This is a genomic window from Methanomassiliicoccales archaeon (assembly GCA_013415865.1).
In the GTDB taxonomy this organism is placed as follows: domain Archaea; phylum Thermoplasmatota; class Thermoplasmata; order Methanomassiliicoccales; family UBA472; genus MVRC01.
Genome location: CP058896.1, coordinates 649,380 through 662,538, shown reverse-complemented (window position 1 = coordinate 662,538; position 13,159 = coordinate 649,380). Strand labels below are relative to the sequence as shown.

Sequence of the window (13,159 nt, the reverse complement as noted above, 5' to 3'; positions counted from 1 at the left end):
AATCTAACCCATCGATTATTGGTCGGTTTAAACAACATAAATTATTCGACTATGTCGGTAACATTTTGTTCATTCGTTTGACAATTAAATTGAAAATTTCCACACATTAATTTTAATTCAAGAAACCATGCCCATATTCAATGGGTAAAATCTTTGATACTTTTGGCACGCTGACTTACGCCAATGAAGCGGAAGTGAGTCAGAACTTCATCATTCCCCTCTTAACAGAATTGTTGGGATACTCTCGAGAAGATATTAAACCTGAGAAAGAATACCCAGTCTTTAAAATTAATTATGGTCGCAGAAGTTTTTCTTCTGATAAGTTGCCTAAAAGTCAAAAGCCTGATTATGTTGTATGTAATGGGACGACCGATAAACCGAAATTTGTTGTTGAAAGCAAAGGTCCTGAAGAAAAGTTAGACAATCATCTAAAACAAATGACATCTTATGCCATCGGCGTCGGCGTAAATTTTATTGTCATGACTAACGGGAAAAGTCTGATGGTCAATGATGTCAACGAACCAATCTTTTTTGCTGAAACAATGGAGGATTTAGATATTAAATCTGAAATTTTAATACACATTTTGAGTAAAGATATTCAAACGACAAAAAAGCATGCGGAAATAATCCAAACAATTAATCTCAAAGAATCACTGGGAATGATGTATGCTGGAGATGATGCTTCCTTTTTAAAACTACAATTATCAGATTTTTTATCGTATCTTAAAAAGATAAACGAAGACTTATTTGATTGGCAAGTCCCTTTTGAAATGGAATCAGGAATTGGTCAGAATATTGAGCAGTACCCACCAGAAAAAATGTTACAATTCCGAAGGAAAGGTCTGGAAGGGGGTATCAAAGATAATACTGAAAAGATAAGTCTATTGGACCTTATCAACAAGGATTATGGAAAAATTAGAATCATAATTGGACCATCTGGTATTGGTAAATCAACAACCCTAAGATATTTAGCCTATCAAAAATCAACAGAATGTCTTCGCGGCCAGTCACCATTAATTCCCGTATATATTCAGCTCAGGCGATATGGATTAAATCTTAACATAAGGTCATTAATAAAAAATTCATTAGAAAAATATGGGATGACGCCATCGGATGCTAGATTTTCCGAGATGCTGAATAAAAATATGTTCCTTTTCTTGTTTGATGGATTCGATGAGATAGAAGAAAAGTATGTTATAGACGCAATTCACGAAATCGAAGCTATTTCGGAAGTGGGCAACAGCCGTTTTATAATATCTTCACGAGATTCTAGGCCACCCTTCCTACACAATGCATCGACATTTATCATAGAACCTCTTGACGATGAGGTGGTTCTAGAGATTTCGGGTCTATATTTTGGAGCTGAAAAATATTCATTCTATAATGAGATGGCGAGATGTGGAATTGGTAAAGATGCGCATAACACATTAATACTTACATTCTTGGCTTTAATCTTTAAAGAAGATAAATATCTCCCATCATCCCGAAGAAAGACGATTCAGAGAATTATTGAACTCATGAAATTGTGGGAAAAAGGCAAAGATAGCAGAGCATCGAACACAATTGAATGGGATATTAGAAAAAGGATTCTAGCTGAACTTGCCTATGAAATAATTGATGGGGAGAAAGGAGTAACTCTATCCAGTTCAGAAATCGATAAGGTGTTAATTCCATTAATCAAGGAGTTAAAGGATGGGTGTTCGATTCCTGCTGATGTTGATAAGAGGGGTATTCTTGAAGACCTTTCCCTAATCGGTTTGGTCAATTACGAAAACAATTCCATTTCATTTTGTCATAGAATTTTCTTAGATTATTTTGCCAGTGAAGCATTTGCAAATAAGTATTCATCAAAATTGACAATTTTATCAACGAAAATCAGCAAGATTTATTGGACTCCAATCATTGAATTGGCTGCTGGGAGTATAGAGGACGGGGGTACTTATGTTATCGATATTGAGAAGAGCCACCTATTTTTAGCTGGGCGTTGTGCCGTTGAGGTGAATAATATCGATGATGAAATTTGTCACCGTATTTCATTATCATTGGCTAGGAAATGTTCATCTCTTGTCACAATAACTAGATTCAGAGCAATGAACATCCTTCGTAGACTTCAATCAACTTATTCCGAAGAAATATTTTACAAGTTATTCATGGATTGTGAATATACCGATGTAAAAATGATGGCGTTGAAACAACTGAATATCATCGGCTCGACTCGTGGTCAGGAATTACTAAGTCAGAATATCGATTTGAGTGGCAATGGGAGGTTATTCTTCGACCAAACTATTCCAGGTAATATTGCTCTTTCTATAGCCCACAATAAGGAAGGGGACTATCTGAAAATTATCGAAATTTGGAAAAGAGAACCTGACTTGTTTACTAGTCAAAATTGTAAAGATGCAATCCTAATAGTCCTACGGTCGGGCCATATGACAGATGGATTAAAAAAAGCTCTATTGGAATTTTATCTTGAAAAAGGAGATATTGAGAAAACCAGTAAAGATGGCGGTTTAGCTACAGTTCTAATCGAAATCGGAGATGCAAGCATTGTACCGTCCTTGGTTGAGAGCTTGAAGGATATGCAGGAAGACAAAACTTATGGAATGTATACAAATGAAATATTGGCTAGTTTTAAGGATGATAAAGTTGTGGATTACCTGATTGGACAGGTTACCGAAAAGAAAAGTGACAAGAACATCATTGTAGAATGCGCGAAAGCACTTTCTCAGTCAAAGGGGAGGGTTCCAAAAGATGTGTTCATCAAGTTGCTTGATAGTAAAGAACAACTTGTGAGGGCTTATGCATTGGATGGGTTACAAAGATTTCCAGCTCCGACCATAAAAGAATACCTTGTTGGACATATTGACGATGTTTGGTGGGCTCAACGGGAAGCAATTAAAGTATTGGCGGAAAAAGGAATGTTACTAGAACTTACGAAACAACGAGACTTCCTAGGAAATATATCTCAACCTGCCTTCGAAATCCTCCTAGAAAAAATTGAGGATAGTAAGGCTATCGAAATGTTACCCGTTCTCAATGATTTATTAAACTACTGTCAACAAGATAGAAGCATTGTGAGGGTTTCAAAGACATTTTGCATCATTGGCGAAGTTACAAAGGCAAAATCAATTCTCAATGAATTGATAACAAATAAAGGTACACACATGGAAATGTATGCTTTATCAGATATAGTTGAAATTGCCCCAATATTTGACCAAGAATATGCAATTGAAATGGTAAAATTCACTCTAGCTTCAACCATTCAAGATGAACGATATAGATTATTTTTGGAGCATCAGTGTATCGAGTCCTTAGAAAAAATTGGTGGGGAGTCCTCTCTTGTAATCTTAAAAGAGATTGCTTTGAAAAATGTAGTAAGTAATGGTGGTATCGTTACCGAACGAGCTCTTAGGGCTATGAACGCGCTTATATCGAAAAAGGATGAAGAATGGTATTCGAATTTCATAGAATCTTATCCGCAGCTTAATGACAGTGCATTTCGCCGTGCTATTGAGGGATTAGGATTAATCGGGTCAAAGGCCAGTATAACAAAGATTCAAGAAATCGCGGCAAAAAATAAATCAAATCAATTAACTATTGATTTTTGCTACTCAGCGATGGAAAATGTTTACATCTTGAATGGAGAATATATTGAAATATCCGATGAAGAATTATTTGGCCGGTTGGTTTAATAACCTCAATCTATGATATATTTTGTGCGTTTTATATCAAATTACGCTGAGAAGAATCATAGTATTTAAATAATTAGTATATTATATTTAAAAAATATATTTAAAAATGTTTATACCTAAAACCCCTTGATTGACTATCGTTAGTAGATTGCTGGCTATCATATGTTACGAGGGCCTCCCCCCGCACCTTGGGTTCAGGGGCCATAGATAATTACAAAAAATGTCACCCATTCCCCTGACATCTCAATGTCTATCCGATGAAATGCTTTTCTTATATGCGATAAAAAGAGGGGAGCTTCCAATTCACATCCTAGGTCTAAATTGACTTCTTAACGTATTTTTCGAATACATCAAGAAACTTTGGTTCATAGTTAACGCTTACATGATCCACATTCCAAAGGCCACTTGACTTGATCTCATTCCTTGGGCTGTAGTTACCTAACCAACCACTCGTTGGCCGATCTCTGTTAAGTGGATTAGAGAGAAGAGCTATCGCCTGCTTCTCAATATACGCTCGGTCGCTAATAGGAGATGGAGCGTCTTCAATAGAGAGCCAGAGCAACCTCGTTTTTCCAATATAGTTTGATACCAATCTCTCGAGCTCCCATTCACGTTGCCTTTCTTCTTTCGTTGGGTTGTAGTTTTTCCAGCTTGGAATTTCGATGGTGTCCTGGAACCGGTTCATGAGGGCCAGGCCAACGTGTCTCCTGAACACCGAGCTGCGTTGGTACCCTCCCCCGGTCTTTGTTCCACGATGATTCCTTAGTCGTGCCCAGAGTGTGGTTTCCTGCCCCTCTCTGATAGCATGGGTGCCTACTCGGGTGACACGCAGCGCTTCAAGATCATCCGCCCTGGTCTCACCATCCTCAAAGATAAAGTAAACTCCACGTCTCGGCCAGGCCTGCTTTCCTGTACACTCTCCCAACAGCCTCTTTCCACCTAGACCATCCTCGAGCACTGCCATTAACTCATAAAACCTGGTGATGTCCTCATTATATGAATCGAAGTCGGCCATCCTATCACCTGTTCATGAGTTCATCAAGGCGATGCATCATCCCACCGATGCCTGTGCATCCTGCCAGCGGGGCCTCTATTTTTTTCGAGGTAAATACATGCTCGACTATGTCCAAGTATCTTTTGCCACCTAGTACGACTATTCTTTCGTAATTCAACAAACCCATGCTGGCTGCCTGGATGGTTAATTCGGCGATACTGATGGGATTGGTCGAAGGATCGTTGAAGGTCACATCATAAGGTTCTGGTATGATATCGAAAGGGTCGAGGAAACCATATTTGGCTGAGAGGATGTACCAATCGTCAGGATAGAACGCCTCCGCGTACTCTCGGCACTTCTGTGCGAAAGGTCCGATGTAGACCTCCCTAGCTGCCGTTGGTCTGGCCTGCGGTTTCCTATCCCAGATCTTGCGCTTCCCGCAGGGCACGATGCAGATTGTTCTCATGCTGATACTTTCTAGAATTCTCTGCTCGTAGTTAAATGGATTATGGCCGGATATCCTGAGCTAAAAGAATCCAAGAAAGCATTCTTCGACCAAATCGATAAAGTTCAGGTTAGGCTATATCAAATGCTCGAAGTTCAATGCTGTAGAGCCATCAATGCCAAAGGTCTTGATATGAATATTGCATTAAACCATAAAATGGCCATTAATAAGGCATCATTAGTTTATGAGCAATAGGAACCATACCGATTGATGGTCGATCTTGCTTTTTCGAGTACTCTTGAACGAGGGGGTATTCGATAAGACCGTTCTTTCCAAATTTCTATGGATTATTTTTTTTAATTTGTTACACTATGGAGAGAAGCATCTCTTCATCGAAAATGTTCTTCTCTTCAATAATCTGCTGCTATCCCAATGGGAATTTTGAACGTCTTTCATCGTTGGACCGGCGGGGTCCAGCATCCTTACTAAGGGCCAAAGGACACACGTCTGTTCAAGAAGGTCCATGCTTGGCTGAAAAAGCAACATGAAGATGAACGGATCCTTTTGTTACAACAATTCGTTATCTAAAATAATTGATCAAAGAACAACAATGTGTGGTCTGCCATAGGAATTATCTATAGCTACCTTGACACCATATACGGTCTCGATGTTCTCGGGTGTGAGAACATCATTTTTATTACCCGAGGCGAAGACGACCCCATCCTTCATCATCACCACCTTATCACAATATTTCAAAGCCAGGTCCAGGTCATGGACGACGGCAATGGCCACCAACGACTTTTCGCGCACAAGAGAACGGAGCATCTCCATGACCTCCAGCTGATGTCTGATGTCCAGGTTACTGGTCGGTTCGTCGAGCAATATCACCTTTGCTTCCTGGGCCAGAGCTCTCGAGATCAGCACCTTCTGCCGCTGTCCGCTACTAAGTTCGTCAAAGCGTCGAGAGGCCAAGTGCTCCATATTCATCGAGCGGAGTACGGCCCATACCTTGTTCTCATCAGATTGTCCGATGGACCAGTTAATGTGAGGTCTGCGGCCCATCAATACTACCTCGAACACGGTGATCTGACCACCATTTCCGTTAGAATTCTGTGGAACGTAACCGATGCGCTTGGCCACCTCTATGCGGGGCATCGATGATATCAAATCCCCTTCAAGCAAGATGTTTCCTTGGCTGGGTGTCAATATCTTGTTGATACACTTTAAAAAGGTGGTTTTACCTGAACCGTTCGGACCGACTATTCCTAGGATCTCCGAACATTGTGCTGTAAGGCAGATACCGTTCAACACTCGGTCTTGACCATATGAGAAATACACCTTATCTGCGCTAAGCAACACGAACTTCACCGACTGGACTGGCAAATGTTTTTAAAGTAATTAAGTGTTACGATTTTAAAAAAAGTAACACGGTGTTTGTATGAAGAACAAGATGATTACAATAAGCATAGTCTGCATAGTAATCGTGGCCGGATTAGCAGCTGCGGTGTACTTGTCCTCGAGACCAAGTGAAGAGGAGGAAAAAGGACCAGCAAGGTTTGTCTTAGAGGTCTATGGGAATGCAGATTTGGATGAGGATATAGACGAGGAAGACCTGGATTATGTCAGGTCTATAATTTCCGGTGAGCTGAACACAACAGAATATGCGGATGCCAACAACGATGGCGAGATCAATATCGCCGATGTTGCCCAGATCGAGGATATAATTGCCCATGAGCAATCGATCCTGTGGATTAAAGATGGCAACGGCAACAAGGTCAAGGTCGATTATCCGATACAAAAGATCGGCGTGGAGTATCTGAGCAATGCCGAACTGGTACGAATACTCGGGGTGCAGAACCTTGTTGCCGGCCTGGACTTTGCTCCTTACAAGCTTAAATGGTTTTACTTCCCAGAGGACAATGGTGCCATTGTCAACATGAATAATATGTTCAATCCGGATTATGAATTCCTAACTGAGCAGGATTTCGATCTCATCCTTACCTTCTCGAACGCTGTCACGGAAAAGCAGGAGAAATTACCGAACACCAACATTATCTTCCTAGGTCTGTATTGGCCCAATGTCATCATTCCCGAGGATTCCAGGTTCTTGGCAGGGGTCATGAAGGCAGGATACATCTTTGGAAAGGAAGATAGGGCCGCTGATTATGTGGATTGGCTGCTTGGGCTGCGTGATATGATCTATGCGAGAACCAGCAACCTGACGGCCGAAGAGCGTCCTTCAGTGCTCATGACCTCATACAATAAATATTTTAGAGATGGGACGACGACCAATTGTGCAACTTATACGATGATCGATCCCCTCTCCCAGATGTGCATCTTGGCCGGGGGAGACCCGATCGCAAAGGACCTACCGGACTGGTCAGGTGCCAATAACGTATACTCCACAACTGTAGATATCGAATGGGTCATGACGAAGAATCCAGAGTTCATTTTTACCCACACTGTCAGATACACATATGGAGGTGCGATCATGACACCGGCTTATGGTTATGACATGAACGACAGTGCAGAGATGGCCTCTGCCGTCTCGGCCATGCTGAGCCGCCCCCTTTTACAGAACACGGATGCCTATGTCAGTTCGAACCTATACATCATTGCTGGAGATTTCCGCAACAATGCTGCCGGGGGCATCTTAGGTGCGGTCTATCTGGCCAAGATATTGCATCCTGACCTGTTCTCTGACCTGGACCCAGAATCGATACATCAAGAGTACGTAACGTCATGGATGGGGCTTTCTTACGACCTAAGTACACATGGGGTGTTCATCTACCCAGCTACGGATTAATGCGCTTCCAAAACGCTTTCCAATCTTTTTTCTTTTAGCCATGATCGATCGGAGGGGATACATCAATGGGAATCGTGGATTGGGACCAGCTATGGGAGTTAGACATGCAGAGTACAGGAAGGACAAGGTTGCGTGATATTAAGCTATGGGATGGGTTGGCATGGAAGGTTGATGATGGGCAACTATCTGGACTTAATGATGCCCAGCTTGATCTGGTCGGACATGGCCATCGGTCGATAATTGAGATCGGTCCAGGAAGAGGAAGATTGACGATACCATTGGCAAAACGATGCGAACTTTTGACGGCAGTGGAACCTTCCGCTACTATGAGATCAAGGCTAATGACCGATTGTGCTAGGCAGGGGATTAACAACATCCATCTGTTGGCCAAGCGGTGGGAGGATATTATTGTCGGCGAGGACCTGGTTCCGCATGAGCTTGTTCTTGCGTCATATAGCATGTTCATGAGCGATCTCTCTGAACAGTTAAAGAAAATGGATGAGGCCTCGTTGAGGTCTGTATACATCTTCGTTCCCGCAGAGCAGCGTATCCCTGAGGACGTGCAAAGGGCAATTTACGGTCGCAATGTTACTACCGGCCTGAGCGAGCACACGATCCTCTTTAACGCACTATATGAGCTGGGCATCGAGGCAAACGTTCAGATTCTTCATCATAAGACTATGGCCTTTTACGAATCTATCGACAAGGCAACAAACGATCTGGCTTGGTTTTATAATATCCCGGATGAAAGAAAGACGGCACTCTATAAACATCTAGAGGCCGTGATGATTCAGAAAGATGGTGGATTCTACCTAGAGCGAACAAGAAAGGTTGGGGTAGTTTGGTGGAAGAAGTGAATATAGCTCCTGATCTTCAGCAGAGTTCTGAGAAGGTCGAGCGGGAAAAATTGCGTCTGATCCGTTACCGTAAAATGATATTCATGGGTGGTTGCTTTGTTCTTATGCTCTTATTGATGGGCGTATCATTGTCCATTGGTTCAGCTGGCATATCTGTGTTCGAAGCTTATGCAGCAATCTTTGACAGGTTTCTACCCGACCTATTTGATGTCAGTTGGCTGGCCAATACTGTTGTCTGGCAGTTAAGATTGCCACGAACTTTGATGGCAGTTGCTGCCGGAGCAATCCTGGCAATAGCTGGATGCTCAACCCAGGGAATACTGCACAACCCATTGGCCACACCCTATACCCTTGGCGTTTCGGCAAGCGCTGGTTTCGGTGCCGCCATCGGTATCATATTGGGGCACGGGCTGTTCGAGGGCAGTCTATTGGTCATAGGCAATGCCTTTCTCTTTTCACTTATACCAGCTTTTGTAATATTGCTCGCCTCTAGGCGGATCGGTATGTCCCCAGAGACGATGATATTGTGTGGTGTGGCCATGGCGTATATCTTCAGTGCATCTAACACCTTGTTGCAGTTCTTTGCAGAGGCTGATGCAATGAAATCAACGGTCTTTTGGATGGTCGGCGATCTTGCCCGTTCCGCATGGTGGCAACTTCCTTATGTCTTTGCCACTCTCACAATATTCATACTGATCGTTCTGTTCTTCGCCAAAGATATATCAATAATCAAGATGGGCGACGACTCGGCCAAGGGTCTGGGAGTCGAAGTCGAAAGAGTCCGGACGATTATAATAATGGCGGCCTGTCTTTCGACCGCTGTAATCGTATCATTTACCGGGGCGATAGGGTTCATATGCCTTCTTGCCCCTCACATTGCACGGCTTGTCATAGGCTCAGAGGAGAGGTATCTGCTTCCCGCATCGGCTCTAGGTGGTTCATGCTTGATGCTCTTCGCTGACATTATCGCAAGGACAGCTGCGGCCCCGGTAATGCTGCCGGTAGGTGCTATCACCGCACTCCTCGGAGGCCCGCTCTTGATATATTTACTGTTGAGGCAGAGAGGGTATCATTTATGAAGACCCCATCTGTTATTGTCTTGGTTGATTATCCTCTCATCCATCAGCTCGATTTCAGCGAGGGTAGCCTCCTTGACCAAATTATAATTTTTCAACTTCCACTCTTGATACATGCTCCTGATATTCCTTGGTATGGGATATTGCCCCCGTACTTTGGAGCCGGAGAAGGAATCAGAACCATATTTTATGTAGAGAGGCGGTCCCTGACGGGTACCAACCCTAATAATGAGAGGTTTATCCAATGCAGAAACATCAATAAGCTCTATGGACTCAGGGACCATCAGGCTTCCCATTTTAGAGGCGACCCCACCTGATAAACCGTTGGTGTCAAGGTTGGTTATTAGCCTTGGAACTGCGTCTGGAGTCAAAATGTATCGATATTTTGGCTTGGGGAACCATACATGCCGAGCGCCCACAGCGTTAGTCAATTCTCGAGCTTCTTTAGATTCAAATGGGACATTGGCTAGTTCAAAGGGGGGTATGCGCTCAACAACATTGGTCAGGAATTCCTCCTCCCCATTTCCAGATTGATGCATTGGTTTAATGAAAATCAATTGGTCCATGAACTGAGTGCCCATGAATTTGACTCCAACCAGAGTTTCTATGAGCTTGATAATGTGGTCGCTCATACTTTTATGAATTTCACAGGCGCGCGAGAATATACCATACTGCTCTTTGGTAAGCTTACCTTTGGTGGCGGTGGTTTTTCCAGCCCCCTCAGCAGCATCGAACAGTGATTGGGAAAGGTCTTGCAACTCTTTCTTGCTCTCAATAAGTGGGTGCTGCTGCGACCTAATCATATTTTTTGTTTGGTCTACCTCGTTTTGCAGATTACACAAAATAACTTCCAGTTCATCCAATTCGATGGTTTCGTCTAATATATGTTTTCTAAGGTCCTTAATCGAGGATAGATGTTTTTGAAAGTGCTCTCTTTCTCTTGTAGCTACTCTTTCCATGCTGGATTCAACCATCTCAACTATACGCCCAATGTCTTGGTCGATTTCTAGCAAAGAATCCTTCAACCACAAGGAATTCAAATACGACTGCACTTCTTTGCACTTGTCATCAATATCATCTCTACCCAATATCTCAATAATTTTCTTTGTGTTTTCTCTTATTTTAGAGAAGTCTACCCGCATACCCAGTTCCGCTCTAATCCTGGTCTCGTTTTTATCGATATAATCAATGATGGACCGGAGCGTGTTAACATTACCCTTAACATCGCCTCCTTGCTTTGCAAATGTGGCTACTGAATACAGCATCGAGGAATAAAGTATGACAAACTGGTTGTTGAACGAGACTGGTATCTTCTGCATCATGTCAGGGTCGATGAGGAAATCGATGCCCTTATACAGGTAAAAATATTGGAGCGGATTGTTCTTCACAACTACAATAGATAACGAAGTATTCAGCGTTGTACTTTCTTTCCTTCCTGCCCTACCAACACGCTGGACAATGCTCTCTAAGCTAAATGGTATTCCCGCATTCACCACAACAGAGACATTATCATAATCCACCCCGAGTTCAAGAGTCGATGTAGTGAATACAACATCGATATTTCCTTTCTTAATTTTCTCTTCGATTTCGAAGCGGTCCGGCCTCTGAGAATAGTGATAGCTTAGATTAGAATCTATTTCCTTTCTCAATTCCAGCAGTTCTTTACTTGTATCAATCTCTTCTGGATTGACTTTAAACTTGTCGTTATATGCCCAATAAGAATAAGGGTGTCTCACATCAATTGCTGAATTGAAATGGTCTTTCGGGTCACCGAGTTTGATAGCTTCCCTCGCCTGCCCATAGACTCGGTTGATATTTTTTACGCTGTCAATGAAAATCAAACTCTGGAGGTTCTTATTTTCTCTCAACCTATTCACTGAAGATAGGTAGATAGCTAATTCGTGGGTGTAGGTTTCCCAAGAGGTGTATGGATTAATACCCACCAGGAGATAAAGTTCCAACTTCTCCGAATCTCGACCATATCGACTCTCCTTATAAACCAAGTCGAGCATGTTGTCTAATTTTTTTGATGTTATCTCAGTAACAAAGTCCTCTAAGTGAGGGATTGTTGCAGAAGAAAGAACAACCCTCGCGTTAGGTGCAACTAGACTCCTAAGGATTCCTATAAAATACTTCAGCATTCCAGCGACAATACCCCGATATGCGTGGATTTCATCGAATATGAAAAATTTGATGTCCTTATTAAGATAGCCGTTGGTCCAGTTTGCCGTATTTGATAATCTGTATGGGTACGAGTAGATGTTAGTAATAACAATGCTGGGTGGATTGGTTTTAAAACTATCCTTTGAAGAATTAATGAAATCAAGATAATGATGACCTTTTGGGCAATAAACACGCTTGTCAAGAAACGATAATGTTTGTTCATCGTGGTGGGGGCACTTAATTCCTCGAAAAATTTCTCCATCTCTAATTTCTGCCCGTTTCTTTGTGTCTCCCTCATCGATACCAATGGTTATCTTCGTTCCACAACATGTGTTAATGTTATCCACCAATTTAATCAACTTGCCCATCTGGTCGGAGCCAAGTGATTTTCGAGGGTAGAAAATTACAGCTGTTGAACCATTAGCCCCCTCAATATCCGCTTTGAGGCATTCTACAAGCATTGGGATAACAAATGTATAGGTCTTGCCAAATGCCGTTGGAGCAGAGACCACAACATCTTTGTCACTATTAAGAATGCTGATTATTGATTGATATTGATATTTTGATAATCCAATTACCCCAGACCGACTCAAGGCCATGAGAAAATTTTCAGTTAGCTTACTATTGCCCAGCTTTCTTGTTATCGATTCCTTAAGCTCTCGAAGCTCTTTATCTTCTCTTTCAAATTTTATATAATCATGCCTCAAAATTGGACGAACCTTTAGCTTCAACTCGGATTCCAGCACATATTTTGTTCCACCATATTTTACTCGCACATCCGCCGAGCGGAAAACGACATCCATCAGGAGGGTTCGATATTCACCATCTCCAAGCTTAATTAAATAGCCATTATCAACAAGGTATTCCAGAAAATCTGGATGGATGCCCAATTCATCAAAGTCTTTGGTTTGAAGGGAAACGCTCTTAATCGTCTTGGATTGCTCATATTTGGAGTATTCCCGACGAATAAGCTTATGATAAATTTCCTTGACATCCTTGATTAACTCTTCCCCCGCCAATCAAATCGCCAGGGGTTGTAGATATTTCATTATCAATAAATCTAACCCATCGATTATTGGTCGGTTTAAACAACATAAATTATTCGACTATGTCGGTAACATTTTGT

At 42.1% G+C, this 13,159-nt stretch carries 8 protein-coding genes; 4 read left to right on the top strand and 4 right to left on the bottom strand.

Features of this window, described 5'->3' with window-relative positions; all coding sequences use genetic code 11:
- Window positions 1-140: 140 nt before the first annotated feature.
- Window positions 141-3,692, top strand: coding sequence for a type I restriction enzyme HsdR N-terminal domain-containing protein (locus tag HPY73_03225; GenBank protein ID QLH74556.1), 3,552 nt, complete (start codon window positions 141-143; stop codon window positions 3,690-3,692).
- A gap of 316 nt (window positions 3,693-4,008) precedes the next feature.
- Here HPY73_03225 and HPY73_03220 read toward each other — a convergent pair whose 3' ends face one another.
- The 3 genes from HPY73_03220 to HPY73_03210 all read right to left on the bottom strand — a co-directional run bounded on the left by HPY73_03220 (window position 4,009) and on the right by HPY73_03210 (window position 6,490).
- A complete protein-coding gene (locus HPY73_03220) occupies window positions 4,009-4,707 on the bottom strand; it encodes a hypothetical protein (protein ID QLH74555.1) in 699 nt (232 codons plus the stop codon).
- A 4-nt stretch (window positions 4,708-4,711) separates the two neighbouring features.
- Entirely contained in the window at window positions 4,712-5,152 is a 441-nt protein-coding gene (locus tag HPY73_03215) for a hypothetical protein (protein ID QLH74554.1), read from the bottom strand.
- A gap of 576 nt (window positions 5,153-5,728) precedes the next feature.
- A complete protein-coding gene (locus HPY73_03210) occupies window positions 5,729-6,490 on the bottom strand; it encodes an ABC transporter ATP-binding protein (GenBank protein QLH75636.1) in 762 nt (253 codons plus the stop codon).
- A 79-nt stretch (window positions 6,491-6,569) separates the two neighbouring features.
- Between HPY73_03210 and HPY73_03205 the strand changes: the two genes are divergently transcribed.
- The 3 genes from HPY73_03205 (at window position 6,570) to HPY73_03195 (ending at window position 9,873) form a co-directional block, all read left to right on the top strand.
- On the top strand, window positions 6,570-7,937 hold the full coding sequence (locus HPY73_03205) for an ABC transporter substrate-binding protein (GenBank protein ID QLH74553.1): 1,368 nt from the start codon (window positions 6,570-6,572) through the stop codon (window positions 7,935-7,937).
- Between the two features lie 65 nt (window positions 7,938-8,002).
- Window positions 8,003-8,794 (top strand): hypothetical protein, encoded by a 792-nt coding sequence (locus HPY73_03200; protein QLH74552.1) that lies wholly within the window; start codon window positions 8,003-8,005, stop codon window positions 8,792-8,794.
- Window positions 8,795-8,868: 74 nt separating this feature from the next.
- Window positions 8,869-9,873: an iron ABC transporter permease gene (locus HPY73_03195; GenBank protein ID QLH75635.1), complete on the top strand. Its 1,005-nt coding sequence runs from the start codon at window positions 8,869-8,871 to the stop codon at window positions 9,871-9,873.
- Here HPY73_03195 and HPY73_03190 read toward each other — a convergent pair.
- Window positions 9,864-13,052 (bottom strand): DEAD/DEAH box helicase, encoded by a 3,189-nt coding sequence (locus HPY73_03190; protein QLH74551.1) that lies wholly within the window; start codon window positions 13,050-13,052, stop codon window positions 9,864-9,866. The two genes, HPY73_03195 and HPY73_03190, sit on opposite strands and share 10 nt — an antisense overlap.
- Between the last annotated feature and the right edge of the window lie 107 nt (window positions 13,053-13,159).